The 26,222-nt window shown below is 67.0% G+C and carries 21 protein-coding genes; 9 read left to right on the top strand and 12 right to left on the bottom strand.

All coding sequences use genetic code 11. The annotated features are described in order from the left end of the window. The coding region (locus AC1DW4_RS12210; protein ID WP_477017546.1) for an EF-Tu C-terminal domain-related protein at positions 1–144 on the top strand (144 nt) is incomplete at its 5' end. Between the two features lie 151 nt (positions 145–295). Beyond that, positions 296–1,699: an adenosine deaminase family protein gene (locus AC1DW4_RS12205; protein ID WP_477017536.1), complete on the top strand. Its 1,404-nt coding sequence runs from the start codon at positions 296–298 to the stop codon at positions 1,697–1,699. Here AC1DW4_RS12205 and AC1DW4_RS12200 read toward each other — a convergent pair. After that, on the bottom strand, positions 1,696–1,860 hold the full coding sequence (locus tag AC1DW4_RS12200; protein WP_477017535.1) for a hypothetical protein: 165 nt from the start codon (positions 1,858–1,860) through the stop codon (positions 1,696–1,698). The two genes, AC1DW4_RS12205 and AC1DW4_RS12200, sit on opposite strands and share 4 nt — an antisense overlap. A 144-nt stretch (positions 1,861–2,004) precedes the next feature. Between AC1DW4_RS12200 and AC1DW4_RS12195 the strand changes: the two genes are divergently transcribed. From AC1DW4_RS12195 to rpoC, 4 genes are all read left to right on the top strand, one after another. Beyond that, entirely contained in the window at positions 2,005–3,174 is a 1,170-nt protein-coding gene (locus AC1DW4_RS12195; RefSeq protein WP_477017534.1) for a GNAT family N-acetyltransferase, read from the top strand. Between the two features lie 11 nt (positions 3,175–3,185). Further along, positions 3,186–4,109: a cupin-like domain-containing protein gene (locus AC1DW4_RS12190; protein ID WP_477017533.1), complete on the top strand. Its 924-nt coding sequence runs from the start codon at positions 3,186–3,188 to the stop codon at positions 4,107–4,109. Between the two features lie 324 nt (positions 4,110–4,433). After that, a complete protein-coding gene (gene rpoB / locus AC1DW4_RS12185) occupies positions 4,434–8,549 on the top strand; it encodes a DNA-directed RNA polymerase subunit beta (protein ID WP_477017532.1) in 4,116 nt (1,371 codons plus the stop codon). Positions 8,550–8,649: 100 nt separating this feature from the next. Continuing rightward, a complete protein-coding gene (rpoC, locus tag AC1DW4_RS12180) occupies positions 8,650–12,843 on the top strand; it encodes a DNA-directed RNA polymerase subunit beta' (RefSeq protein WP_477017531.1) in 4,194 nt (1,397 codons plus the stop codon). 67 nt (positions 12,844–12,910) lie between these two features. Here rpoC and AC1DW4_RS12175 read toward each other — a convergent pair whose 3' ends face one another. Genes AC1DW4_RS12175 through rnr form a run of 4 tightly spaced genes read right to left on the bottom strand, consistent with a single transcriptional unit; the run spans position 12,911 to position 17,200 of the window. Then, positions 12,911–13,714, bottom strand: coding sequence for a hypothetical protein (locus AC1DW4_RS12175; RefSeq protein ID WP_477017530.1), 804 nt, complete (start codon positions 13,712–13,714; stop codon positions 12,911–12,913). 60 nt (positions 13,715–13,774) lie between these two features. Next, on the bottom strand, positions 13,775–14,176 hold the full coding sequence (locus AC1DW4_RS12170) for a DUF5990 family protein (RefSeq protein WP_477017529.1): 402 nt from the start codon (positions 14,174–14,176) through the stop codon (positions 13,775–13,777). After that, complete coding sequence (locus tag AC1DW4_RS12165) at positions 14,169–14,873, bottom strand: NUDIX hydrolase (protein ID WP_477017528.1); 705 nt, start codon at positions 14,871–14,873, stop codon at positions 14,169–14,171. Before AC1DW4_RS12165 ends, AC1DW4_RS12170 begins: the two co-directional genes overlap by 8 nt. Beyond that, positions 14,870–17,200, bottom strand: a complete 2,331-nt coding sequence (gene rnr, locus AC1DW4_RS12160; protein ID WP_477017527.1) for a ribonuclease R — start codon at positions 17,198–17,200, stop codon at positions 14,870–14,872. Before rnr ends, AC1DW4_RS12165 begins: the two co-directional genes overlap by 4 nt. Positions 17,201–17,312: 112 nt before the next feature. On the opposite strand from rnr, the gene AC1DW4_RS12155 reads away from it, so the two are divergent. After that, the gene (locus AC1DW4_RS12155; RefSeq protein ID WP_477017526.1) at positions 17,313–18,725 is read left to right on the top strand and encodes a pyridoxal-phosphate dependent enzyme; all 1,413 of its coding nucleotides are present in this window, start codon (positions 17,313–17,315) and stop codon (positions 18,723–18,725) included. Between the two features lie 4 nt (positions 18,726–18,729). After that, on the top strand, positions 18,730–19,893 hold the full coding sequence (locus AC1DW4_RS12150; RefSeq protein ID WP_477017525.1) for a cystathionine gamma-synthase: 1,164 nt from the start codon (positions 18,730–18,732) through the stop codon (positions 19,891–19,893). A 40-nt stretch (positions 19,894–19,933) separates the two neighbouring features. Here AC1DW4_RS12150 and AC1DW4_RS12145 read toward each other — a convergent pair whose 3' ends face one another. The 4 genes from AC1DW4_RS12145 to AC1DW4_RS12130 all read right to left on the bottom strand — a co-directional run bounded on the left by AC1DW4_RS12145 (position 19,934) and on the right by AC1DW4_RS12130 (position 23,163). Beyond that, positions 19,934–20,527, bottom strand: a complete 594-nt coding sequence (locus AC1DW4_RS12145) for a fasciclin domain-containing protein (RefSeq protein WP_477017524.1) — start codon at positions 20,525–20,527, stop codon at positions 19,934–19,936. Between the two features lie 113 nt (positions 20,528–20,640). Further along, on the bottom strand, positions 20,641–21,576 hold the full coding sequence (locus AC1DW4_RS12140; protein ID WP_477017523.1) for an NAD(P)H-dependent flavin oxidoreductase: 936 nt from the start codon (positions 21,574–21,576) through the stop codon (positions 20,641–20,643). 76 nt (positions 21,577–21,652) lie between these two features. Further along, positions 21,653–22,231, bottom strand: a complete 579-nt coding sequence (locus AC1DW4_RS12135; protein WP_477017522.1) for an SOS response-associated peptidase — start codon at positions 22,229–22,231, stop codon at positions 21,653–21,655. 77 nt (positions 22,232–22,308) lie between these two features. Then, positions 22,309–23,163 (bottom strand): acyl-CoA thioesterase, encoded by an 855-nt coding sequence (locus tag AC1DW4_RS12130; RefSeq protein ID WP_477017521.1) that lies wholly within the window; start codon positions 23,161–23,163, stop codon positions 22,309–22,311. A gap of 221 nt (positions 23,164–23,384) precedes the next feature. Here AC1DW4_RS12130 and AC1DW4_RS12125 point away from each other — a divergent pair, with 221 nt between their 5' ends. Beyond that, a complete protein-coding gene (locus AC1DW4_RS12125) occupies positions 23,385–23,888 on the top strand; it encodes a winged helix-turn-helix transcriptional regulator (protein ID WP_477017520.1) in 504 nt (167 codons plus the stop codon). Here the strand turns inward: AC1DW4_RS12125 and AC1DW4_RS12120 are convergent. From AC1DW4_RS12120 to sciP, 3 genes are all read right to left on the bottom strand, one after another. Then, a complete protein-coding gene (locus AC1DW4_RS12120) occupies positions 23,885–24,451 on the bottom strand; it encodes a hemerythrin domain-containing protein (protein ID WP_477017519.1) in 567 nt (188 codons plus the stop codon). The two genes, AC1DW4_RS12125 and AC1DW4_RS12120, sit on opposite strands and share 4 nt — an antisense overlap. Beyond that, positions 24,444–25,676 carry a tRNA 2-thiouridine(34) synthase MnmA gene (gene mnmA, locus AC1DW4_RS12115; protein WP_477017518.1) on the bottom strand — a complete coding sequence of 411 codons (1,233 nt, stop codon included), beginning with the start codon at positions 25,674–25,676 and terminating at the stop codon, positions 24,444–24,446. Before mnmA ends, AC1DW4_RS12120 begins: the two co-directional genes overlap by 8 nt. 107 nt (positions 25,677–25,783) lie before the next feature. After that, a complete protein-coding gene (gene sciP, locus AC1DW4_RS12110; RefSeq protein ID WP_477017517.1) occupies positions 25,784–26,068 on the bottom strand; it encodes a CtrA inhibitor SciP in 285 nt (94 codons plus the stop codon). Between the last annotated feature and the right edge of the window lie 154 nt (positions 26,069–26,222).

Here is a 26,222-nt window from a genome sequence, read left to right as displayed (position 1 = left end):
GTCGAGATGATCATGCCCGGCGACAACGCCGAGCTGAACGTCGAGCTGATCACGCCGATCGCCATGGAAGAGAAGCTGCGCTTCGCCATCCGTGAAGGCGGCCGCACCGTCGGCGCCGGCGTCGTCGCCAAGATCATCGCCTGATCTTAAGGGCGCTAACGCTCGCCGCGCGGCGGCTCGCTGCTTGAGCGCGTGAGTGACTGAACCGAGCAAGGCCTCCCGGTGCGAACCGGGGGGCCTTTTTCTTTGCGCACGCCGAGGGGCGATGCCAGTCTGTCGGGCAGAGGGATGGGCCATGAAGATCGCTGCGACCGGAGCCATGCTCTTGTTTCTGGGCCTGTCGGCCTGCGCGTCCCTGGGCGCGTCGGAAGCAGTCGAGACCCGGGATCGCTTCGCGCCCGATCTTTCGGCCATGTCCGATGCGGAACTGACGGCCTTCACCCGGGCGATGCCGAAGGGCGGCGATCTGCATCTGCACCTCGCGGGAGCGCTGTTCGCCGAGACGTTGATCGGCTGGGCGGCGGAAGGCGGCCTGTGCGTCGATCTGACGGCGCTGGAATTTCAGCCGCCCTGCCAGCCGGACGACACCCACGTCATCGCCGGTACCCTGACGTCGGAGCAGAGGAGCGCGTTGATCGACAGCCTCAGCGCCCGGACGCCGGGATTTGCCGGACGGAACGGTCACGATCAGTTCTTCACCACCTTCGACCGGTTCGGCCCCGTCTTCGCCGGGCGCGCGGGCGATGCGCTGGCCGACGTCATGCGGACGCTGGCCGCCCAGAATACGGGCTATGTCGAGGTCATGGTGACACCGCAGGGGGCGGCCAGTCGGTCGCTGGGTCAGGCGCTGACGTGGAACGACGACATGGCGGCCATGCAGATGACTTTGGCTCCATCCTTGCCCGACATCGTGGCGGCCGCGCGTCGCGATACGGATGCGATGGAAGCCCGCGCCCGCGACCTGCCTCACTGCGATACGCCACAGGCGGATTCAGGGTGTGGCGTGACGGTCCGCTATCTGGTTCAGGTCAACCGTCTGACGCCTGCGCCGATGACCTTCGCTCAGCTGCAGGTCGGGGTCGCCGTCGTGGCGGCCGATCCCCGATGGGTCGGGCTTCAGCTGGTCGCACCCGAGGACGACCCGCTCGCCTTGGCCAACTATCGCTCGCAGATGGCCATGATCGCCTTTCTGACCGACCGGGGCCGATCGACACCGGTCGCGCTTCATGCCGGCGAACTGACCCTGGCGTGGGCGACGCCGACGGACCTGTCGTTCCATATACGCGAAGCGATCCAAGCGGGGGCTCGGCGGATCGGCCACGGCGTCGCCATCGCACATGAGGATGGGGCGGCCGAGCTGGTGGAAACGATGGCGCGCGACGGGATCGCCGTGGAAGTCAATCTGACGTCCAACGCCGTCATCCTGGGGATCGAGGGGGCCTCTCATCCGGTCGTCTGGCTGCGCGAACAGCACGTGCCCGTCACCTTGTCGACGGACGACCCCGGCATTTCACGAACCGATCTGTCGCAGGAATACGCCCGTGCTGTCCGCGAGACCGGCGCGACCTACGATGATCTGGTCGCCTCGGCCCGGACCGCGATCACGGCAAGCTTTCTCAACGGCGCCGACAAAACTCGCATGCTGGATGACTTCGAACGACGGCTGGCCGCGTTCGAGGCGGCGGAGACAGGGCGCTAGTCGTTCGGCTTGCCGGTCGCGGGGTCCGTGGCGGTCTCACCGGAGTTGCTGCTGCCCTCCGAGCCGCGCGGTTCGGTGGCGGGGCGGGGGGTCGTGCCCTCACCGGCGGGGCGCTGGTTTTCGTTTTCGGTCTGGCGGGGCGGGCGGGCGGGGTCGGTCATGGGTGGGCTCCGGGTTGATCAAGGCAACGCTCGCCCGCTCGCGAAGGTTTCGTTCACCACGCCGTTCAACCGTCCCGAAACGGCGCGTGGGGTAGCACTCGCGCTGGAACGGCGCTTGCTGCTGCGGGCGTCTTGGAGACGCGCATGGCCGGAACGCTACAGATCGAGGTCGTCAAGGCGGACCAGCTGACGGTCGCCGACGTCGCCCTGTGGCGTCAGATGACGGACGCCAATCCCGATCTGGCCAGCCCTTATTTTCGGTGGGAGTTCACCGAGATCGCGGCGCGGATCAGCCCGGACGCGGCGGTGGCGATCCTGACCCGCGATGGACGGACCGTCGGCTATTTCCCCCATCAGCGACGCGGATCGGCGATCCAGCCGCTGGGCGCGCCGATGAACGACTATCACGGCGTGATCGCCATGCCGGGCGAGGCCCCGACCCTGGCGGCGATAGCTGAGCTGCTGGGGGCACCCCGCCTGAACGTCTCGGCCTGGGTCGGGCCGTCGGGCGTGGGGGCTTTGCGCGAGACCCTGATGACGGTCGTGCCAGAGGCGGGCGAGGCCTCTTATGACGGCTGGTACGCCGAACGGCGCCAGACCTGGGGCAAGTATTTCAAGGACAAGGAGCGGGCCCGTCGCAGCCTGGAGGCCGAGCTGGGTCCGATCCGGGTCGAGCATGGGCTGCGCGATCCGGCGCTGCTGGATCACCTGATCGGGTTGAAGCGCGACCAGTATGCACGCACGGGGCGGCACGACATCTTCGCCTGCGGCTGGACCGTCGAACTGCTGCACGCCCTGATGAGCGAGACCCGCACCGATTTCGGGGCCTCGATGGCGGCGCTGTGGGCGGGCGACCGGCTGACCGCCATCGAGTATTCGCTGCATGCGGGCGACCGCTATCACTTCTGGTTCCCCGCCTATGAGCCGGCGCTGGCGCGATGCTCGCCGGGCATCCTGCTGACCATGGACACGATGCGGCTGGGCTGTGACGCCGGTTTCCGGGTGTTCGACTTCGGCTTCGGCGGCGAGGGCTACAAGAAATACTTCTGCAATGCGACGCAGAGCGTGCGCGAGGCCGTGGTGCTGAAGCCCGGCCTGGGGGCCAGCCTTTCGGACGCGGCGGTGGGCTTGCTCGACAGTGCGTCCGGCGGGCGTGGAGAGCGGCTGAGGACCAGCGTGCGGCGTCGCTGGGCCGCCATCGAGGCGTGCGAGACGACGCCCGCCAACCGCTTCATGGGGGCGGTGGCCGCTGCCGGTGTCGCGATGAAAAAAGTGACCGGCCGCCCCATGAGTGCGGGAGGGGCCGCGGCCTGAGAGAGATGACGATGATCCAGACCCAGCAAGCCGCCCGCCGCACCCGCTATCCGGGTCCGATCGCTCAGGCCGCCAAGCACCCGCATGCCCTGGTCGATCAGGGGTTCGCGACCGACGAGGCGCTGGCCGAGATCCTGCACCGGTATCCGGCGCATCTGTTCGACATCAACCTGTACGACTACGACGACGAGGGTCAGGTCAGCTTGCGGACCGGCGCGCGGGGCAATCTGACGGGCGACCAGATGCTGGCGGCGATCCAGGCCGGGCGGCTGTGGGTCAACCTGAGGCAGGCGGAGCAGGGATGTCCGGAGCTGTGGCGCGCCTCGATGGGCGAGTTCGCGAAGATCCAGGCGACCTATCCCGGCATGAAGGCGGTGACCAACGCGGGTCAGCTGATCATCTCCTCGCCCGTGGCCAAGGTGCCCTATCATTTCGACGCCGCGGGGGTGGTGCTGTTCCACCTGCGGGGGCGCAAGCGGCTGTTCATCTATCCGGGTGACGAGGCGCATCTGCCCGAACAGGCGATGGAGCAGGTGGTGGCGCGCCAGACGACCGAGGAACTGCCCTATACGCTGGCATTCGAGGCCGATGCCCAGGTCATGGACCTGGAGCCGGGCGAGGCCCTGACCTGGCCGCTGTATGCGCCGCACCGGGTGGAGAACCTGGACAAGTTCTGCGTCAGCCTGTCGATGGATTTCCAGACCTGGCCGACGCGGTTCAGGAACGGCGCGATCTATACCAATGCCGTGATCCGCAGCCGGGGCGGGCGTCCGCGCTTTACCGACGGCATGTCGACGCCGGAACTGGCCGCGCGCTGGGCCGCGTCGTTGGCGCTGCGTCGCGTGGGCGGACTGAAGAGCCGGATCGAGCATTTCGAGCGTGATTTTATGCCGGATGCGGCCGCGGCCGACGGAGCCGGGGCCTTGCCCGCCTGACCTGAGGGCGACACTCGCATCGGCAAACCGCCGACGGACGAAATCGCGCGACGGGCCTTTATTTCGCCCGCGAAGCGCGTATATATGCGCGTTCCGCAATCACTCCATGATTCCGCGCGAAAGCGCCGAGGCCCGGTCCGTCGCCCTCCGACCGAGCGAAGGCGTGGCTCCTTCCCCAGGGAGCTTACCAGATTTCAGGCCTCCTGATGCGCGAAGGCGCGTCGAGGGTGGAGGCCGAAACCGATTGTCGCGGGACACCGAACGGTGCCCCGTGCCGCTGCATTTCACGCGCGCTTCCCCCGGCGCGCGCCATGGGAAAACAGAATGACTGACGTCCTGAACGGTCTCACCATCAACGGTCAGATCGCATCGGCCACGACCTTCACCGGCAAGAAGCGCATCCGCAAATCGTTCGGCCGCATCCCCGAGGCGGTGCAGATGCCGAACCTGATCGAGGTTCAGCGCGAATCCTACGAGCAGTTCCTGCAGCGCGAGGTTCGCCCCGGCGTCCGCAAGGAGCAGGGTATCGAGGCCGTGTTCAAGTCGGTCTTCCCGATCAAGGACTTCAACGAACGCGCCGTGCTGGAATACGTGTCCTATGAGTTCGAGGACCCCAAGTACGACGTCGAGGAATGCATCCAGCGCGACATGACCTATGCCGCGCCGCTGAAGGTCAAGCTGCGCCTGATCGTCTTCGAAGCGGACGAGGAAACGGGCGCGCGCTCGGTCAAGGACATCAAGGAACAGGACGTCTACATGGGGGACATCCCCCTGATGACGGACAAGGGGACCTTCATCGTCAACGGCACCGAGCGGGTCATCGTCTCGCAGATGCACCGGTCGCCGGGCGTCTTCTTCGACCACGACAAGGGCAAGACCCACTCGTCTGGCAAGCTGCTGTTCGCCGCTCGGGTGATCCCGTACCGCGGGTCGTGGCTGGACTTCGAGTTCGACGCCAAGGACATCGTGTTCGTCCGCATCGACCGTCGCCGCAAGCTGCCCGCCACCACCTTCCTGATGGCGCTGGGCATGGACGGTGAAGAGATCCTGCGCACCTTCTATGAGACCGTGCCCTATGAGAAGCGCGGCGAAGGCTGGGTCACGCCGTACAAGGCCGAACGCTGGAGGGGCGTGAAGCCCGAGTTCGACCTGGTCGACGCCGACACCGGCGAGATCGTCGCCCAGGCCGGCCAGAAGATCAGCGCCCGCGCCGCCAAGAAACTGGGTGACACCACCAAGTCGCTGTCGCTGGCCGCCGACGCCCTGGTGACCCGCTATCTGGCGGCCGACGCCGTCAACTACGAGACCGGCGAGATCTATGCCGAGGCCGGCGACGAGCTGGACGCGCCGACCATCGAGCTGCTGGAAGAGCGCGGCTTCACCACCATCGACGTGCTGGACATCGACCACGTCACGGTCGGCGCCTACATGCGCAACACCTTGCGGGTCGACAAGTCGACGGGCCGCGAGGACGCGCTGTTCGACATCTATCGCGTGATGCGCCCCGGTGAGCCGCCGACCCCGGAAGCCGCCGAGGCCATGTTCAACTCGCTGTTCTTCGACGGCGAACGCTATGACCTGTCGGCCGTCGGCCGGGTCAAGATGAACATGCGTCTGGAAACGCCGGAAGTGTCCGACGAAATCCGCGTCCTGCAGAAGGACGACGTGCTGAAGGTGCTGCAGATCCTGGTCGGCCTGAAGGACGGCCGTGGCGAGATCGACGACATCGACAACCTGGGCAACCGCCGGGTCCGTTCGGTGGGCGAGCTGCTGGAAAACCAGTATCGCGTCGGCCTGCTGCGCATGGAGCGCGCGATCAAGGAGCGGATGTCGTCGGTCGATATCGACACGGTGATGCCGCACGACCTGATCAACGCCAAGCCGGCCGCCGCCTCGGTGCGCGAATTCTTCGGCTCGTCGCAGCTGTCGCAGTTCATGGACCAGACGAACCCGCTGTCGGAAATCACCCACAAGCGTCGCCTGTCGGCGCTTGGACCGGGCGGTCTGACGCGCGAACGCGCGGGCTTCGAAGTCCGCGACGTGCACCCGACCCACTATGGCCGCATCTGCCCGATCGAAACGCCGGAAGGCCCGAACATCGGCCTGATCAACTCGCTGGCGACCCACGCCCGGGTCAACAAATACGGCTTCATCGAGAGCCCGTACCGGCGCGTGAAGGACGGCAAGGCCCTGGACGAGGTGGTCTACATCTCGGCCATGGAGGAGTCGAAATACACGATCGCCCAGGCGAACATCGGCCTGAAGGACGGCATGATCGTCGACGAACTGGTCCCCGGCCGGATCAACGGCGATTCGCAACTGCTGATCCGCGCCGACGTGGACATGATGGACGTGTCGCCCAAACAGGTCGTCTCGGTCGCCGCGGCCCTGATCCCCTTCCTGGAAAACGACGACGCCAACCGGGCCCTGATGGGCGCGAACATGCAGCGTCAGGCCGTGCCTCTGGTGCAGTCCGACGCGCCGCTGGTCGGCACGGGCATGGAAGCGGTCGTCGCGCGCGACTCGGGGGCCGTCGTGGTCGCTCGTCGTGACGGCGTGGTCGAACAGATCGACGGCACGCGGATCGTGGTCCGCGCCACCGGCGACCTGGACGCCGGCCGTTCGGGCGTCGACATCTATCGCCTGTCCAAGTTCCAGCGTTCCAACCAGTCGACCTGCATCAACCAGCGCCCGATCGTGCGCGTAGGCGATGAAGTGAAGACCGGCGACGTGATCGCCGACGGTCCGTCGACGGACCTGGGCGAACTGGCCCTGGGCCGCAACGCGCTCGTCGCGTTCATGCCCTGGAACGGCTACAACTTCGAGGACTCGATCCTGATCTCCGAGCGCATCGTGCGCGACGACGTCTTCACCTCGATCCACCTCGAGGAGTTCGAGGTCATGGCCCGCGATACGAAGCTTGGGCCTGAGGAAATCACCCGCGACATCCCCAACGTCGGCGAGGAGGCCCTGCGCAACCTCGACGAAGCGGGAATCGTGGCCATCGGCGCCGAGGTCCAGCCGGGCGACATCCTGTGCGGCAAGGTCACGCCCAAGGGCGAGAGCCCGATGACCCCGGAAGAGAAGCTGCTGCGCGCCATCTTCGGCGAGAAGGCTTCGGACGTCCGCGACACCTCCCTGCGCCTGCCGCCCGGCGTGGCCGGCACGATCGTCGACGTGCGCGTGTTCAACCGTCACGGCGTCGACAAGGACGAGCGCGCCATGTCGATCGAACGCGACGAGATCGAGCGTCTGGGCAAGGACCGCGACGACGAACTCGCGATCCTGGAGCGCAACACCTACGGCCGTCTGAAGCCTCTGCTGCTGGGCAAGAACGCTATCTCGGGTCCCAAGGGCCTGGGTCGTGGCGAAGTCACCGAAGCCAAGCTGGGCGAGCTGTCGCGCGGCCTGTGGTGGCAGATCGCCCTCGACGACGAGAAGGCGATGGGCGAGCTGGAGCAGATGAAGAAGTCGTTCGAGGACGCCCGCAAGGCCCTCGACCGCCGCTTCGAGGACAAGGTCGAGAAGCTGCAGCGCGGCGACGAACTGCCCCCCGGCGTGATGAAGATGGTCAAGGTCTTCGTGGCGGTGAAGCGCAAGCTTCAGCCCGGGGACAAGATGGCCGGTCGTCACGGCAACAAGGGCGTCATCTCGAAGATCCTGCCGATCGAGGACATGCCGCACCTGGAAGACGGGACTTCGGTCGACGTCGTTCTGAACCCGCTGGGCGTGCCCTCGCGCATGAACATCGGCCAGATCTTCGAAACCCACCTGGGCTGGGCCTCGGCCGGTCTGGGCAAGCAGATCCAGGGTCTGCTGGAAGCCTGGCAGGGCGGCGGCCAGAAGCAGGCGCTGATCGATCACCTGACCGGCATCTATGGCGAGGACACCCCCTTGCCGCAGGACGAGCATGAGCTGGTCGAGCTGGCGCAAAACCTGTCCAAGGGCGTTCCGTTCGCCACCCCGGTGTTCGATGGCGCGCATATCTCGGACATCGAGGACCTGCTGGAGAAGGCAGGGCTGGAGCGTTCGGGTCAGTCGATCGTCTATGACGGCACGACGGGCGAGCAGTTCAAGCGTCCGGTCACGGTCGGCTACATCTACATGCTGAAGCTGCACCACCTGGTCGACGACAAGATCCACGCCCGTTCGATCGGACCGTACTCGCTCGTTACCCAGCAACCGCTGGGCGGCAAGGCGCAGTTCGGCGGCCAGCGCTTCGGGGAAATGGAGGTCTGGGCTCTGGAAGCCTATGGTGCCGCCTACACCCTGCAGGAGATGCTGACGGTGAAGTCCGACGACGTGGCCGGACGGACGAAGGTCTACGAGGCCATCGTGCGCGGCGACGACAGCTTCGAGGCGGGCATTCCCGAGAGCTTCAACGTTCTCATCAAGGAAATGCGCTCGCTGGGTCTGAACGTGGAGCTGGAGAACAGCTGACCGACCGAATGATCCCTCCTCGCGCAAGCGGGGAGGGACGGTCCCTCCGCTCTCTCCACCTTTCGAATTTTACGCGGCCCCCGCCGCAGAAGGAATCAAGATGAACCAGGAAGTCCTGAACATCTTCAACGCGGTCCCGGTCACCCCGACCTTCGACCAGATCAAGATCGCCCTGGCGTCCCCCGAAAAGATCCGCTCGTGGTCGTTCGGCGAGATCAAGAAGCCCGAGACGATCAACTATCGCACGTTCAAGCCCGAGCGTGACGGCCTGTTCTGCGCGCGCATCTTTGGCCCGACCAAGGATTACGAATGCCTGTGCGGCAAGTACAAGCGCATGAAATACAAGGGCATCATCTGCGAGAAGTGCGGCGTGGAGGTCACCCTGGCCCGTGTTCGGCGCGAGCGGATGGGTCACATCGAGCTGGCGTCCCCCGTCGCCCACATCTGGTTCCTGAAGTCGCTGCCGTCGCGCATCTCGCTGATGCTGGACATGGCGCTGAAGGACGTGGAGCGGGTGCTCTACTTCGAAAACTACATCGTCACCGAGCCGGGCCTAACCCCGCTGAAGCAGAACCAGCTGCTGACGGAAGACGAGTTCTATCGCTACCAGGACGAGTTCGGCGATGACGGCTTCACCGCCGAGATCGGCGCCGAGGCCGTGCGCAACCTGCTGATGGGCATCGACCTGCACGCGGAGGCCGAGCGCCACCGTGGCGAGCTGGCCGACAGCCCGTCGGAAGTGAAGGCCAAGAAGGCGTCCAAGCGCCTGAAGCTGATCGAGGCCTTCCTGGAATCCGGCAACAAGCCGGAATGGATGATCCTGACGGTCGTGCCGGTCATTCCGCCGGAACTGCGTCCGCTGGTGCCGCTGGACGGCGGTCGTTTCGCGACCTCCGACCTGAACGACCTGTATCGTCGCGTGATCAATCGCAACAACCGCCTGAAGCGGCTGATGGAGCTGCGTGCGCCCGACATCATCATCCGCAACGAAAAGCGGATGCTGCAGGAATCGGTCGACGCCCTGTTCGACAACGGCCGTCGCGGTCGCGTCATCACGGGGGCCAACAAGCGTCCGCTGAAGTCGCTGGCCGACATGCTGAAGGGCAAGCAGGGCCGCTTCCGCCAGAACCTTCTGGGCAAGCGCGTCGATTATTCGGGCCGTTCGGTCATCGTGGTCGGCCCCGACCTTAAGCTGCACGAGTGCGGCCTGCCCAAGAAGATGGCGCTCGAGCTGTTCAAGCCGTTCATCTATGCGCGCCTGGACGCCAAGGGCCTGTCGGGCACCGTTAAGCAATCCAAGCGCATGGTCGAGCGCGAACAGCCCCAGGTGTGGGACATCCTGGAAGAGGTGATCCGCGAGCACCCGGTCATGCTGAACCGCGCACCGACGCTGCACCGTCTGGGCATCCAGGCGTTCGAGCCCAAGCTGATCGAGGGCAAGGCCATCCAGCTTCACCCGCTGGTCTGCGCCGCGTTCAACGCCGACTTCGACGGCGACCAGATGGCCGTGCACGTCCCGCTGAGCCTCGAGGCCCAGCTGGAAGCGCGCGTCCTGATGATGTCGACCAACAACATCCTGTCGCCCGCCAACGGCAAGCCGATCATCGTGCCGTCGCAGGACATCGTCCTGGGCCTGTACTACCTGTCGCTGGTCAAGGACGGTGAGCCGGGCGAAGGCAAGCTGTTCGCCAACATCGGCGAGATCGACGCGGCGCTCGACGCCGGTGTCGTGACCCTGCACACCCGCATCAAGGCGCGCTGGACCGAGGAAGACAAGGACGGCAACGAGGTGACCAAGGTCATCGACACGACGCCGGGCCGGATGAAGCTGGGCGCGCTGCTGCCCAAGAACCCGAACGTCGGTTACCGCCTGCTCGAGAAGAACCTGACCAAGAAGGAAATCGGCAACCTGATCGACGTGGTCTATCGCCACTGCGGTCAGAAGGCGACGGTGATCTTCGCCGACCAGATGATGGGACTGGGCTTCAAGGAAGCGGCCCGCGCCGGCATCTCGTTCGGCAAGGACGACATCGTGATCCCGGCCAAGAAGGTCGAGATCGTCGCCGCCACCCGCACCCTGGTCGAGGAGTACGAGCAACAGTACGCCGACGGCCTGATCACCAAGGGCGAGAAGTACAACAAGGTCGTCGACGCCTGGGCCAAGGCCACGGACCGGGTCGCCGACGAGATGATGGGCGAGATCGCTCAGCCGCGCGTCCTGGCTTCCGGTCGTACGGCCGAGATCAACTCGGTCTACATGATGGCCAACTCCGGTGCCCGTGGTTCGCAGGCCCAGATGAAGCAACTCGGCGGGATGCGCGGCCTGATGGCCAAGCCGTCCGGCGAGATCATCGAGACGCCGATCGTGTCGAACTTCAAGGAAGGCCTGACCGTCCTCGAATACTTCAACTCGACCCACGGTGCCCGCAAGGGCCTGGCCGACACCGCGCTGAAGACCGCCAACTCGGGTTATCTGACCCGTCGTCTGGTGGACGTGGCGCAGGACTCGATCGTCACTGAGGAAGACTGCGGTTCCACGCGGGGCATCACCCTGCGCGCCGTGGTCGAGGGCGGCGACGTGCTGGTCTCGCTGGGGCAACGCGTCCTGGGTCGCTACAACGCCGAGGACATCAAGGCTCCGGGCACCGACACCGTGCTGTTCCCGGCCGACACCTATCTGGTGGAGGACGTGGTCGAGGTCATCGACCGCGAGGGCGTCCAGTCGGTCAAGGTCCGCTCGGCCCTGACCTGCGAAGCCGAAGCCGGCATCTGCGGCATGTGCTACGGCCGTGACCTGGCGCGCGGCACCAACGTGAACATCGGCGAAGCGGTCGGCGTGATCGCGGCGCAGTCGATCGGCGAACCGGGCACCCAGCTGACGATGCGGACCTTCCACATCGGCGGCACGGCCCAGGTGGCGGAAACCTCCTTCTACGAGGCGACCAACGCCGGCACGATCAAGATCGTGGGCCCCACCGTCACCGGCACGACCGGCGACCTGGTGTCGATGAGCCGCAACGTGGTCGTCACCGTCATGGTCGATGGCAAGGATCGCGAGTCGTACAAGATCCCGTACGGCGGCCGTCTGCGCGTCAAGGAAGGCGAAGAGGTCAAGAAGAACCAGCGCCTGGCCGAGTGGGACCCCTACACCACCCCGATCATCACCGAGGTGGGCGGCACCGTCCGCTTCGAGGACCTGACCGAGGGTCTGTCGTTCCGCGAGGAAACCGACGAAGCGACGGGCATCGCCCAGCGCGTCGTCATCGACTGGCGGGCCTCGCCGCGTGGTTCGGACCTGCGTCCGGCCATGGGCATCACGGCGGGCGACGCCTACACCAAGCTGGCCTCGGGCTCCGACGCCCGCTACCTGCTGCCGGTGGGGGCCATCCTGTCGGTCGCCAACGGCGACGAGGTGAAGCCCGGCGAAATCCTGGCCCGTATCCCGACCGAGGGCGCCAAGACCCGCGACATCACCGGCGGTCTGCCGCGGGTGGCCGAGCTGTTCGAGGCCCGTCGTCCCAAGGACTGCGCGGTCATCGCCGAGATGGACGGCCGCGTCGAGTTCGGTCGCGACTACAAGAACAAGCGCCGGATCAAGATCACGCCGGAGCTGAACGCGGACGGCGAACAGCCCGAAGCGGTCGAGTTCCTGATCCCCAAGGGCAAGCACATCTCCGTCCACGACGGCGATCTGATCCAGAAGGGCGACTACATCATCGACGGCAACCCCGATCCGCACGATCTGCTGCGCATCCAGGGCGTCGAGGCGCTGGCCGAGTATCTGGTGAACGAAGTGCAGGAGGTCTATCGACTGCAGGGCGTGCCGATCAACGACAAGCACATCGAGGTGATCGTTCGCCAGATGCTGCAGAAGGTCGAGATCATCGACTCGGGTGAAACCACCCTGATCCGTGGCGACACGGTCGAGGTGGCCGAGGCGGTGCTGGAGAACGAGAAGGTCGAGAAGCGTGGGGGCCGAATCGCCACCACCCAGCCCGTCCTGCTCGGCATCACCAAGGCGTCGCTGCAGACCCGCAGCTTCATCTCGGCGGCGTCCTTCCAGGAGACCACCCGCGTCCTCACCGACGCTTCGGTCAACGGCAAGAAGGACACGCTGGAAGGCCTGAAGGAGAACGTCATCGTCGGCCGCCTGATCCCGGCGGGCACCGGTGCCTACCTCCGCAGCCTGCAGAAGGTCGCCAACCAGCGCGACGCCGAGCTGACCTCGACCCGCGAAGCCGCGATCGAGCCCCTGCCGGCCGAACTGCAACTGGAGCTGGCCGAAAGCGAGTGATCGCTGTCGCAGACTGAAGACCGAAGAGGGCGGTTCCGGTGACGGAGCCGCCCTTTTCGTTGGGTGCCTATTCCATCTTGCGGTTGTTCCGCAGGCGGTCGTCGGTCATCTCGAACCCAGGCCGAAGGAACGCCCCGGCGCAGCTGCCGCGCAGATTGCCGCCCGGGCAGTCCGGGCTGGCCCCGACGATGCCGGAGCCGCCGGACGGAGGCGCGTGGTTGCGCTCGTAACGTGCCAGGGCCTGCGCGCCCTCGCGGTCGAGCTCAGCCTGGCGTTCGGCCTCTCTGGCGGTGAGTGTGCGTGGCCCCAGCGGTCCGGCACGACCGGCGGCCTCGTTGAAGCGGTCATCACACAGCCGCTGCTCCGAAGGGCTCAGACGGCCGTCCATGGCGCGGCAGCCGGCGGCACCCAGACGCATCGAGCGGGCAACGGCGGCCCGCATCGTCTCGGGCGTCACCTGCCAGGGATCCACGGTTGCAGCGGGCGCACCGGCCGCGGGATCGGCCGCGATGCGGGGTGACGGCGTGGGTGGCGTGTCTTCGTTCTGCCCCTCCGTCCCGGACAGGGTCGAGGGCTGGGACAGCGCCTGTCCCAAGGTCGGGACCGGCCCGGAAGGACTGGCGGCCGGCGCACGGGTCCTCGCCCTTTCCCCCGGCAGCAGCGGCCGGGGTTCCATTTCCAGATACATTGGAGCCAGAAACAGGGGGTCGGAAATCACGCCGGGCGGCGGAGGCTCGAAGAACCGCAGCGCCAACGGTGTCAGGATCGCGACGTAGAACAGCATCGACCCGGCCAGCAGTGCGGCGCGTCGGCGCTGGACCGGCCCGAAGGACGGACGGCGCGGCAGGAAATTCAAGCTGGCGTCGACCACGCATCCTCCCCGCCGATCTCAATGAGGCTGACGGGCGACCGTGGCGGGATCAGGGCGCGCTTAGCCGACGAGCCGCCAGGGCGTCAGCGGGCGCACGGTGGCGCAGGCGGGCGTGCCGTCCTTGCCGCGACCGGGCAGGGTGGTCTCGATCACCGCGCCGGGCCTCAGCAGGTCGGCGGGGATGTCGTGGACATCGATCTTGGCGCGGCGGCTGACGACGGGCAGGCCGGGCATGGCACCGCCGATGGCGATGTAGACGAAGCGGCGTTCCTTGCCCTCGCGCCTAACCCATGTGCCGCCCAGCTTGCCGTCCGGACGCAGATCGACGGGCATGTCGAACGTCAGCGGGGCCTCGGTGGACAGGCGGATGTCGTGGGGCGCGTTCTTCGCGTCCTGCCGCCAGTAATGCAGGCCGGGGACGGGGTCGGCGATGGTCAGGCGCAGGGTCAGGGTTTCAGTCATGGGTCACGATGTGGCTGCCGCGCACCATGCGTACGAACGGGATGGGGCGGCCTTGCTGGTGCAGTCGCTCGGCCACCTCGGCCAGAACGAACCGGGTGATCGAGGGCAGGTCGAGCGCGCGCGCCTCCTCCAGCGGGAACCAGGCGATTTCGTCTAGTTCGCCCGATCCGGCCGTGGGCTCCGGGGCCAGCAGGGCCGAGGCGTCGGCCATGAAGAACCGGGCGTCGAAACGGCGCGTGCGGCCGGGCGGGGTGATGGCGCGGGCGACATAGTCCAGCGCGGCCAGGTCGGGCAGGGCGCCGGCGTGTCGAAACGCGCGCCAGGGACCGGCGACAGAGGCGGTGGGTGCCGGGCGACCCAGGATCAGCCCCGTCTCCTCGAAGGTCTCCCGCACGGCGGTCAGGCACAGGGCGCGGGCGCGATGCGGGGCCAGCTCGGTCTCCAGCCGCGCGCGGGTGATGGCTGAGGGGTCGCTGGCGGACGCGGCCGCGAAATCCGAGCGGTCGATCCGGCCGCCGGGAAAGACCCATTTGGACGCCATGAACACATGCCCCGGCGCACGGCGGCCCATCAGCACCTGCGGGTTCCTGCCGGATCGGACGAGGATCAGGGTCGCGGCATCCCTGGGGCGCTGACGCGGGCCGGTGGCGCGCGGAGCATCGGCCAGATCCTGTGCGGCGTCGAAGGGGATGCTCACTTCCGCTTGCCCTTTCGAACGCCCTTCAGACCCCCTGACGGACGTCCGCCGTTTCGCGGCTTGGGACCGCCGGGGCGGCCGGTGCCGCGCTTGGGCGGGGCTTCGCCGCCGCGTCCGCGCATGCCCAGACGCGGCGCGGGCGCGTTCGGATCGCGGGGTTCAGGGTCCGACAGCATCTCGAACAGCAGGCCGCCGGTGATGGGGGTGGCCTCCTTGAGCTTGACCTCGACGGTGCGGCCCAGGGTGTAGCGCTGGCCACTGCGTTCCCCGACCAGGGCGTGGGCGCGGTCGTCGTGGGTGAAATACTCATTGCCGAGCGAGGAGACCGGCACGAGGCCATCGGCCCCGGTCTCGTCCAGGCGGACGAACAGGCCGAAGCGGGTGACGCCGGTAATGCGGCCGCTGAAGGTCGCGCCCACGCGGTCCTCCAGGAAGGCGGCGATGTAGCGGTCCATGGCGTCGCGCTCGGCGGCCATGGAGCGGCGCTCGGTCAGGGTCACCTGATCGGCGATGGCGGGCAGTTCGGCGATCTCGCGGTCGGTCAGACCGTCGGAGCCGAGGTTCAGCGCGCGGATCAGGCCCCGGTGGACGATCAGGTCCGAGTAACGCCGGATCGGCGAGGTGAAGTGGGCGTAGCGATCCAGGTTCAGGCCGAAGTGTCCGACGTTGTCCGGGCTGTAGATGGCTTGCATCTGGCTGCGCAGGACGACCTCGTTGACGACCTCGGCGTGGGGGCCGTCGCGGGTCTCGTCCAGCAGCCTGTTGAACCGCTTCGTCGTCGGGGCCTCGCCCTTGTTCCACGGCTTGCCGAGGGTCGACAGGAAGTCGGCGAGGTTGAAGACCTTTTCCTGGCTGGGGGTGTCGTGAACGCGGAAGATCAGGGGGGTCTTCTTCGCCTCCAGGGTCTCGGCTGCGCAGACGTTGGCCTGGACCATCATCTCCTCGATCAGCCGGTGGGCCTCGAGGCTGACGCGTTTCTCGATCGAGGCGATGCCACCGTCCGGCGACATGCGGATGCGGCGTTCGGCGCTGTCGATCTGCAGGGGCGCGCGTTTCAGCCGGCCCTTCAGCATGGTGTGGTAGGCGTTCCACAGCGGATACAGGATCGCATCCATGATCGGCCCGGTCGTGTCGTCGGTGCCGCCGCCGTTCTCGACCCCGTCGATGGCGGCCTGGGCCTGTTCGTAGCTGAGCTTGGCGTGGCTGCGCATCAGGCCGCGATGGAATTTGTGGCCGAGTTTGCGGCCCTCCTTGTCGAAGACCATGCGGACAGCGAGCGTCGCGCGGTTCTCGCCCTGCTTCAGGCTGCACAAGCCGTTCGACAGCCGCTCGGGCAGCATGGGCTCGACGCGGTCGGGGAAGTAGGTGGAGTTGCCCTTGGCGCGGGCTTCGCGGTCCAGGCTGGTGTTCGGCCGGACGTAGGCGGCGACGTCGGCGATGGCGACCCAGACGATCCAACCACCCTCGTTCTTTGGATCCTCGTCGCGCTGGGCGTAGACGGCGTCGTCGTGGTCGCGGGCGTCGGCCGGGTCGATGGTGACGAAGGGGATGTCGCGCAGGTCGTCGCGCCCTTTGAGCGTTGGCAGGTCCTGGTTTTCGGCCTCCTGCTCGACGGCCTCGGAGAAACCCATCGGCACGCCGTGGGTGTGGATGGCGATCAGGGAGGCGGCGCGGGGATCGTCCTCGCGGCCCACGGTCTCAAGGATCTTGCCGCGCTTGTGGCCGTATCGCTGGTCGGATTTCTCGATGGCGGCAAGGACGAGGTCGCCGTCGCGAAGGTCGCCGGCCTGGACGGCCGGCACGATCAGGACGTCCTTGGAGCGCCGGTCGACGGGCTCGACGCGGGTCTCCTTGTTCGATTTGCGGATCACGCCGAGGACGCGGTTGTTGTTGGTGTCCAGCGTCTTGATCAGCCGGGCTTCCCAGCCGTTCGGGCCGTGCTCGAACTTGGCCAGGACGCGGGCTCCCAGGCCGGGGGCAGGGCCGGGCTTTCCCTTGTCCGGGATAAGGAGGGCCTTGGGCGCGTCGGCCGAGGCCTCGACCATGCGGACATAGAGGTCGCCGTCGTCGTCCTTCTCGACCACGTCGGCGACGCCGACGGGGGGCAGGGCCCCGGCTTCGGTAAAGCCCTTCCTGCCGCGCTTGCCGAGCTTGCCTGCCGATTCGAGGCTCCGGATCATCTCGCGCAGGCGGCGGCGATCCTCGCCCTTGAGCCCGAAGTGGCGGGCGATATCGCCCTTTTCCGCCGATCCGGCATCGCCCAGGAAGGCCAGCAGCGTGGCCTCATCCGGTAATCCAGCGGCGGGTTTTTTGGGTGTTTTGGTCATTGAGTTCCTATGTAAAGCGCTTCGCGTAAAAGGGCGAAATCTTGCGCCGCTTGACCGGATGAGGTCGGGCGATCAGCTTCCGCCGCGCCTGCCTGATCCGGAGTCTATTCGAATGTCTGCCATGTCCCTTGCCGAACACCCGACCCTGAGCGCGCCGACCGGTTCGCTGCTGGACCTGATCGGCAAGACGCCGATGGTGGAGGTGACGCGGATCGATACCGGGCCGTGCAAGCTGTTCCTGAAGCTGGAAGCCCAGAATCCCGGCGGGTCGATCAAGGACCGCATCGCCCTGTCGATGATCGCGGCGGCCGAAGCCGAGGGCTATCTGAAGCCCGGCGGGACCATCGTCGAGGCGACGGCCGGGAACACCGGACTGGCGCTGACGCTGGTCGGTCAGGCCAAGGGCTATAAGGTGTTGCTGGTCATCCCGGACAAGATGTCGAAGGAAAAAATCCAGCATCTGCGCGCCATGGGGGCCGATGTGCGCCTGACCCGGTCCGACGTCGCGCACGGGCATCCGGAATATTACACCGACATGGCCGAGCGGCTGGCGCAGCAGATCCCGGGCGGGTTCTTCGTCAACCAGTTCGCCAACCACGCCAACTCCGCCGCCCATGTAAAGACGACCGGCCCCGAAATCTGGGAGCAGATGGGTCATGACATCGACGCCTATGTCGCCGGCATCGGCTCTGGCGGGACGATCACGGGGGTGGCGCAGTATCTGAAGAGCCAGGGATCCAAGGCCGAGATCGTGCTGGCCGATCCCGTCGGCTCGGTGCTGGCCGGTATCGTCAACGACGGGGTGCCGGGGCCGGAGGGCAGCTATACCGTCGAGGGCATCGGGCAGAACTTCGTGCCGGACACCGCCGACATGAGCCTGATCGACAAGGCCTATTCGATCCCGGACGCGGAAGCCGTGGCGACGGTGCGGGAACTGTTGCTGAAGGAGGGCATCCTGGCCGGGTCGTCGTCGGGCACGCTGATCGCGGCGGCCCTGCGCTGGTGCCGCGAACAGACAGAGCCAAAGCGGTGCGTCACCTTCGTGTGCGACACCGGGGCCAAATATCTGTCCAAGGTCTACAACGACGCCTGGCTGGCCGATCAGGGGCTGGGCGAGCGAGTCATCCAGGGCGACCTTTCGGACCTGATCAGCCGCAAATACGAGAAGGGCGACGTGGTCACGGCCGGGCCGGACGATACGCTGGACACCGCCTTCAAGCGGATGCGATCGGCCGACGTGTCGCAGCTGCCGATCATTCAGGACGGCCGTCTGGTCGGCATCCTGGACGAGAGCGACATCGTCCACATCATGAACACCGACGAGATCACGCGGAAGGAGCGGTTCGCCAAGCCGGTGTCCTCCGCCATGACGCGCGACCTGGACACGGTTCAGGTGACCGAGCCGCTGGACGCGCTGATTCCGCTGTTCGACCGGGACCGGGTGGCCATCGTGCTGGACGGCGAAAAATTCGTCGGCCTGATCGCCCGCGTCGATCTGATCAACCACCTCAGCCTGAACCGGTAGGACCATGGCCGATCTGAAGAACAGCCAGGGTTTCTCGACCCGCGCCATTCATGCCGGACAGCGGCCGGACCCGACGACGGGGGCGGTGATGACGCCGATCTACGCCACCTCGACCTATGCCCAGGAAAGCCCGGGCGTGAACAAGGGGTACGAATACGCGCGGGGCAAGAACCCGACGCGCGAGGCGTTCGAGGCCTGTATCGCCGATCTGGAAGGCGGCGTGCAGGGGTTCGGTTTCGCCAGCGGAATGGCGGCGACCTCGACGGCGCTGGAGCTGCTGGACGCGGGGTCGCACATCGTCACGGGCGACGACCTTTACGGCGGGTCCTGGCGGTTGTTCGAGCGGGTGCGTCGGCGCTCGATGGGGCTGGATTTCGCCTATGTGGACCTGAGTGACGTCGCGGCGGTCGAGGCGGCGATCACGTCGAAGACTAAGATGCTGTGGGTCGAGACGCCCACCAACCCGCTGATGAAGCTGGCCGACATCGCGGCCTTGTCGAAGGTCGCCAAGGCGCACGGTCTGCTGCTGGTGGTGGACAACACCTTCGCCACGCCGTGGAGTCAGCGGCCGCTGAGCCTGGGCGCCGACATCGTCATGCATTCGGCGACGAAATACCTGAACGGCCACTCCGACATCATCGGCGGGGTGCTGGTCGCCGGGAACGCCGAGATCGCCAGGGAGATCAAGTTCCTGCAGAACTCGGTCGGCGGGGTGATGGGGCCGTTCGACGCCTTCCTGGCCAACCGGGGGCTGAAGACCCTGGGCCTGCGCATGAAGGCGCACAACGAGAACGCCCTCGCGATCGCGCGATGGCTTGAAGCGCGCGATGGCGTCGCGAAAGTGATCTATCCGGGGCTGATCAGCCACCCGCAACACGACCTTGCGACGCATCAGATGAACGGTCGCTACGGCGGCATGGTTACGGTCCTGATCGACGGCGACCTGTCGCGGACGAAGCAGGTGCTGGAGCGGGTGCAGGTCTTCACCCTGGCGGAATCGCTGGGGGGCGTGGAGAGCCTGGTCAACCACCCGGCCATCATGACCCACGCGTCCGTGCCGAAAGAGGTCCGCGAGGCGGGCGGGGTCACGGACAATCTGATCCGCCTGTCTGTCGGGGTCGAGGACATCGACGATCTGATCGCCGATCTGGATCAGGCGCTGGGATAGGCCGAGACGGAGGGGGCGAACCCCCTCCGTGCAAGGTCGCCTAGTTCGGCATCGAGACCGCGTCGGTGACGTGGATCACGCCGTTCGACTGCAGCACATCAGCCTGGGTCACGCGGGCGGTGCCGCCCTTTTCGTCGGTCAGGACGACGGTGTCGCCATCCAGGCTGGCCGTCAGGGTGCCACCTTCGACGGTGGTCAGGGCGGCAGAGCCGTTGCCGGCCTCGATCCGGGCGATCAGGTCAGCCGCGGTCACGCGGCCGGCGACGACGTGATAGGTCAGGATCTTGGTCAGGGTCGCCTTGTTGGCAGGCTGGACCAGGCTCTCGACCGTGCCGGCGGGCAGGGCGGCGAAGGCTTCGTCCGTCGGGGCGAAGACGGTGAAGGGGCCGGGGCCGGACAGAGTCTCGACCAGACCGGCGGCCTTCACGGCGGCGACCAGGGTGGTGTGGATCGGCGAGTTGACGGCGTTCTCGACGATCGTCTTGGTGGGATACATGGGCGCGCCGCCGACCGTGACGGTGTCGGAGGCCATGGCCATGTGATCCTGGGCGCTCATCGACTGGGCCAGGGCGGCGGGGGCGGTGGCGAGCAGGGCGGCGGCCGAAACGGTACCGGCGAGAATGGTCAGTTTCATCGAATCTCTCCTGAGAAGATCGCATCGAGGCGAACTGCGCAGGAACGACCGTCGGCTGGGTCTGGATGCCCGGACAGGCTGTCGCGCGGCATCCGGCCACGCCCCCCAGGAGGTCAGGCGGCGACGCCGACCTTGCCTGCGAACTGGGTGGTCGCCTCGGCATATTCGGACCGCAGCCGGGCGACCAGCTCGGCCGCCGGGACCACGTCGTGGACCGCGCCCGCGCCCTGTCCGGCGGACCAGACCGTCTTCCAGGCCTTGGCCTCATCGCCCATGTCCAGCTTGTGCTCGGGCAGCTGTTTCGGATCGATACCGTTGGCCTGCAGCGACTTGATCATGAAGTTGGCGGGGATGCCGGAAACAGCCGGCGTATGGACGATGTCGGTCGCGCCGGACTCGATGATCATGTCCTTGTAGGCGTCCGGTGCCATGGCCTCGGTCGTGTTGATGAAGCGGGTGCCCATATAGGCGAAGTCGGCCCCCAGCATCAGGGCGGCGGCCACGTCCTGGCCCGTCGACAGGCAGCCGGACAGGATGATGGTGCCCTTGAAGAACTCGCGCACCTCGTTGACCAGGGCGAAGGGATTGATGATTCCGGCGTGCCCGCCCGCGCCATTGGCGACCAGGATCAGGCCGTCGACGCCGGATTCCGCGGCCTTCCTCGCGTGACGAACGTTGGCGATGTCGTGGAAGACCACCCCACCGTAGCCGTGGACCGCGTCGACGACGTCGCGCACGGCCCCCAGCGAGGTGATGATCAGCGGCACCTTGTGCTCCACCGAGACCATCATGTCGGCCATCAGGCGCGGGTTGGTCGGGTGGACGATGTGATTGACGCCGAAGGCGGCTGCATCGGGGTTCAGGCGCGATTTGATCTCGACCAGCCACTCGGCATAGCCCTCGGTGGTGCGCGCGTTCAGCGACGGGAAGGTGCCGATGATGCCGCTGTTGCAGCACTCGACCACCAGGTCGGGCCCGGACACCAGGAACATCGGCGCCTCGATGACCGGCAGCTTCAGACCCTTCTGCAGGGAGGCGGGGATGGCCATGGCGTTCGCTCCGTTTTGTTTGGCTACGCTTAACCGGGTGTCGCGGGGGAAGGCAAATCAGCCCTTGGGTCGTAAGTCAGGTCTTCGCCGTCTCGAACACCGTGAACGACCCGGCCTCGGACGGGGCCAGATGGGGCGCGCGAGAGCGTTCGTCCAGCCAGGCGGCCCAGTCCGCGGGTGCGACGACAGCGGGCTGGCGGTCGTGGGTACCCACGATGTCGGGACCTGCGTCCACCGTCAGCAGACTGAATCGGGGCCCCTCGGGTGTCGGCTTCCACAGGGCGGCGAAGGTGATGAAGTCACGCTCGACCGGCGCGATCGTCCACTTCGTCTTGGGGTATTTGGTGCCGGTGTATTCATAGAACCAACTGGCAGGGACCAAAGCCCGACCGGTCGAGAAGCTGCGGCCCTCGCTGCGCATATTGATCAGCAGGGGGCGTTTGGGCGCGCTGGGCGGCAGGCCCCAGCGGACCGTGGTCAGGCTGGCGCTGCCCGCGCCGTCGCCCCGGATCAGCAGGGCGGGGTCGGTCGGGCGTATGCTTTCGGCAGGCTCCGCATTGGGCATGCCCTCGGGGAACAGCATCGGTATGGCGGCGTCGGCGAAGCTGGCCATCAGCGTGGCCGGCGACACCTTCATCGCATAGTTGTTGCACATCCCTGGGACTTCCTTCGGAGCGCGTTATCGCTCGACGTGCGGCGTCACGCTATTCGAGCGCGTTCTGGTCCGTCCCGCTACCGCTCGGAACGCGCAGGCCGCTGGGGGGCCAGTTTGCGGCGCTGGCGGGCGAGGGCGAGGGGTTGGCCGGTCGGCGAGAAGGCGATGCCGTCGTCCAGCGCCCAGCCGCCGCCCAGATCGCGGACGGTGAACTGGAACACGGCCCATCCCTCCGGCGACGTCTCGGGTGTCAAGGGTTCGATGAAATCGTAGCGCAGGTCGACGCTGGCCGAGATGATCGGCGGGGCGGGCAGGACGGTCATGTAGGACGGAAAGATGCCATCGAGCAGGAAGCACAGATCCAGTTCGTCCAGCGGCTTGTGGTCCGTCGTGCGCATCCACAGGCGAAGGGTCGGGTCGGTGACGGGGTTCTGCTGATACAGACGCGGCCCGCCGTCGAACCGATGCTCGATGTAGCGGGTGAACCAGGGGGCCAGACCAGGATCGACCGGCGACGGGTCCAGAGCGCCGAAGGGCGTGACGGGGGCGGTCAGCGGCTTGATCGTCTGGCCGGGCACCACCGTGCCGAAGGTCGCGAGCGCCGACAGCGCAGGACGGTCGGGCTGGCCTGCCTCGACGCGGGCGAAGGCGACATTGCGGCCGCCGCGCAGCAGGGTGGGGGCGAAGGCGCAGTCCTCGAACCGGGCGGCGGCCAGATACTGGACCGTCAGGGTCTGGAGCGGCGGCGCGATGTCCAGGCCCTCACGCGCCGTCCGGACGGCCAACGCCGCCATAAGGCCACCGAAGGGCGCGCCCTTGCTCGGGTCCATGGCAAGGGGGGCGTTGGAGAAGTCACTGGTCAACCGCGCGAACAGAACGCCGTCGGCGCTGGGCGTCAGGGTCAGGGCTTCGGCCAGGGACTGTTGCGACATGGGACCTGATCACAAGAAAACGGGCGACAGACAAGCTGCCGCCCGGAAGTCGGGAATGCAGGAACGCCGCGACGGATCGCAAAGTTCGTTGCGAAACAAGACTGACTGACTGGGTTCCTTTTGGCAACCCTCTTGCAAATTGGCTGACGTGACGTCACCTTCACAGATCAGTGGGCGTCATCCTGTCGGAAAAACGCTCGCACTTTTCCGGACGACGCCTGATGGGACGCACAGCCGACTATTCACGCCAGAGCTGCTCGATCGCCGCGACGCTGGAGGTCATCGGCGATCCGTGGACGCTTCTGGTCATCCGCGACGCCTTTCAGGGCGTGAAGCGGTTCGAGCAGTGGCAGGACCGGCTGGGCGTGGCGCGCAACGTCCTGGCTGCGCGGTTGAAGACCCTGGTGCAGCACGGCGTTCTGGAGCCGCAGCTGTACTCCGAACGGCCGCCGCGCAACGAATACGTCCTGACGCCCAAGGGGCGCGACCTGTCGGACGTTCTGGTCAGCCTGTACGGCTGGGGATCCAAGCATGTCTATGACAAGGAGGTCGCCGGCTTCGACATGGTTCACGAAACCTGCGGGCACTCGCTGCAACCTCGTATTGCCTGTGCCTGCTGCGGAGAAATCGTCAATCGACGCGACATCACACTGACCCGGACCGAGAACCGACCCACGGTGGGCGAGGTCATGCCGCGCGAAATGGCTTCCGAAGACGCCGCCTAGCCTCTGAAAACATCCGCGTGGCGGGTAATGAGCGGGACGACGATGTCCTCCTCGTCCTCCAGATGGCGAGCCAGGGACGGGCCCGACGTGTCCAGCGCGTCGGCCAGCCGCGCGGCGGCGTCGCCCGCGGTCGGCGTGTTGCCGCCGACCGCCTGGTGGAAGGCGAGCCCTGTCTGAAACAGCGTCTCGAGATGACCGTGGATGACGTCGTGGTCGCGGTCCAGCAGGTCGATGCCCGCCCCGATGCGCGGCTCAACCCTGCGCATGGTCGGGAAATAGTGGTGGGTCTCGATATTATGGTGGCCCTCCAGATGCTGGAGGAACTGCTGCAGGGTGGGGATCAGCCGGCGGTGCAGGTCGGGCAGGGCGAGTGTGCCTGAGCGCCACTGGCCGGTCAGGGCGTCCATCTGGGCGACCTCGCGACGAAAGCCGGAATGCATCTGTAGCCAGAAGCGGGCCATCGCGGCGATCTGGTTGCCCTGCCAGCGGTCACGGGGCAGGTCGGCGAGCAGGTAGCGATATTCCTCCGGCAGGCCGGAGCGGGCGTGCAGGTCGTCAGACAACGGCTGAAACGACGCTGGCTGTCGTGGTCGCGATGAAGCCGCCGCCGAGCAGGCGGTCTGGGTCGGCGGGGTCGTAGAGGGCGCAGGCCTGGCCGGGGGCAACGCCTTCCTCGCCCGTTTCGAACACGACCGCGATCGCCCCGTCCTGCATCGTCAGGCGGGCGGGCGACGGGGGGCGGGTCGAGCGAACGCGGGCGAGGACCGGGGCCTCAGCCTCGGCGGCGGCTTCGATCGAGGCTTCGTCGCCCAGCCAGTTGGTCTCGTCCAGCGTCAGGGATGCGGTCAGCAGCGCCTCGCGCGGGCCGACGATGACGCGGCGGTTGTCGGGGTCCAGTTTGGTGACGAACAGGGGCTCGCCCACGGCGACGTTCAGGCCCCGGCGCTGGCCGATGGTGTAGTCGGTGATGCCGGCGTGGATGCCCAGCACGCGGCCGTCCATGTGGACGATCTCGCCCGCCTCGCGGCCCTGCGGGCGCAGACGGTCGATCAGGGTGCGGTAGTCGCCGGAGGGGACGAAACAGATGTCCTGACTGTCGGGCTTGGCGGCGATGCGAAGCCCCAGCCCGGCCGCCACGCCGCGCACCGCCGGTTTTTCCAACCCGGCGAGGGGGAAGCGCAGGTAGTCCAGCTGGTCGCGCGTGGTGGCGAACAGGAAGTATGACTGGTCGCGCGACGGGTCGATGGCCTTGCGCATCTGCGTCCGCCCGTCGGGGCCGACGGCGCGGCCGACGTAGTGACCCGTGGCCATGGCCGCGGCCCCCAGATCGCGGGCGACGTCCAGCAGGTCGCGGAACTTCACCGTCTGATTGCAGCGGATGCAGGGGACCGGCGTCTGGCCCTTCAGATAGCTGTCCGCGAACTGGTCGATGACCGCGTCGCGAAAGCGGCTTTCGTAGTCGAGGACATAGTGGGGAATGCCCAGCATCTCGGCGGCGAGACGGGCGTCGTGGATGTCCTGGCCCGCGCAGCAGGCACCCTTCTTCTTCAGCGCCGCCCCGTGATCGTAGAGCTGGAGCGTGACGCCAACGACGTCGTATCCCGCCTTGTGAAGCAGGGCAGCCACCACGGTGGAGTCCACGCCCCCCGACATGGCGGCCACGATGCGGGATCCGACCGGCAGCCCGACCGCCGCGCGCGCCGACGCGATCGCCGCGTCCATGTCGGGCGCGGCGATGTCGGGGATCGCGCAGAGGGGCTCGGCCAATTCCGAAAGAGCGGGCGTCATCGGGCGCATATAGAGCGGATGGGGGCGGATTTCGAGGGCGGGCCAGAAACGACAACGGCCGCGCCTGTCGCCAGGCGCGGCCGTCGGTCGTCTCGGGGGAAGAAACCCTAGGAGCGGTAGTTCTGGATGCGCGTGGTGCGCAGGCCCTGCATGCCCCATTTGTCGATCGCCTTCTGCCAGGCCAGGAACTCCTCGGCCGTCAGGCGGTATTTGGCCAGGGCGTCGTCCAGGCTGAGCAGGCCACCGCGAACGGCGGCGACGACCTCGGCCTTGCGACGGATCACCCAGCGGTCCGTATTGGCGGGCGGCAGATCGCGGATCGTCAGGGGCGTGCCCGTCGGACCGACGACATACTGCTCGCCTTCTTTATTGACTCTGCGTTCTTGCAACATGGGCTTTTGCCTCATTCACCACTACCGATTGACGGTGACTGTAGCCAAGCGCCGCTAAGGGCCGGTTTAGCGTCGTGGTGAAGGAATGGATAAAATCCATTTCCTCCAGAGCGACGGTTCTGACCCAATCTAAACATGCGATTCATTCAGGCTA

It is taken from the genome of Brevundimonas sp. P2_A6, from assembly GCF_056404975.1.
This window is presented reverse-complemented; position numbering and strand designations above follow the sequence as displayed.

Coding starts and splice junctions, on each gene's coding strand:
- rnr (WP_477017527.1), bottom strand. CDS start 17,200: ATGACCAAAACACCCAAAAAACCCGCCGCTGGATTACCGGATGAGGCC.
- AC1DW4_RS12145 (WP_477017524.1), bottom strand. CDS start 20,527: ATGAAACTGACCATTCTCGCCGGTACCGTTTCGGCCGCCGCCCTGCTC.
- AC1DW4_RS12135 (WP_477017522.1), bottom strand. CDS start 22,231: ATGTGCAACAACTATGCGATGAAGGTGTCGCCGGCCACGCTGATGGCC.
- sciP (WP_477017517.1), bottom strand. CDS start 26,068: ATGTTGCAAGAACGCAGAGTCAATAAAGAAGGCGAGCAGTATGTCGTC.
- rpoC (WP_477017531.1), top strand. CDS start 8,650: ATGAACCAGGAAGTCCTGAACATCTTCAACGCGGTCCCGGTCACCCCG.
- mnmA (WP_477017518.1), bottom strand. CDS start 25,676: ATGACGCCCGCTCTTTCGGAATTGGCCGAGCCCCTCTGCGCGATCCCC.
- AC1DW4_RS12190 (WP_477017533.1), top strand. CDS start 3,186: ATGATCCAGACCCAGCAAGCCGCCCGCCGCACCCGCTATCCGGGTCCG.
- AC1DW4_RS12125 (WP_477017520.1), top strand. CDS start 23,385: ATGGGACGCACAGCCGACTATTCACGCCAGAGCTGCTCGATCGCCGCG.
- AC1DW4_RS12155 (WP_477017526.1), top strand. CDS start 17,313: ATGTCTGCCATGTCCCTTGCCGAACACCCGACCCTGAGCGCGCCGACC.
- AC1DW4_RS12150 (WP_477017525.1), top strand. CDS start 18,730: ATGGCCGATCTGAAGAACAGCCAGGGTTTCTCGACCCGCGCCATTCAT.
- AC1DW4_RS12200 (WP_477017535.1), bottom strand. CDS start 1,860: ATGACCGACCCCGCCCGCCCGCCCCGCCAGACCGAAAACGAAAACCAG.
- AC1DW4_RS12170 (WP_477017529.1), bottom strand. CDS start 14,176: ATGACTGAAACCCTGACCCTGCGCCTGACCATCGCCGACCCCGTCCCC.
- AC1DW4_RS12205 (WP_477017536.1), top strand. CDS start 296: ATGAAGATCGCTGCGACCGGAGCCATGCTCTTGTTTCTGGGCCTGTCG.
- AC1DW4_RS12195 (WP_477017534.1), top strand. CDS start 2,005: ATGGCCGGAACGCTACAGATCGAGGTCGTCAAGGCGGACCAGCTGACG.
- AC1DW4_RS12130 (WP_477017521.1), bottom strand. CDS start 23,163: ATGTCGCAACAGTCCCTGGCCGAAGCCCTGACCCTGACGCCCAGCGCC.
- AC1DW4_RS12140 (WP_477017523.1), bottom strand. CDS start 21,576: ATGGCCATCCCCGCCTCCCTGCAGAAGGGTCTGAAGCTGCCGGTCATC.
- rpoB (WP_477017532.1), top strand. CDS start 4,434: ATGACTGACGTCCTGAACGGTCTCACCATCAACGGTCAGATCGCATCG.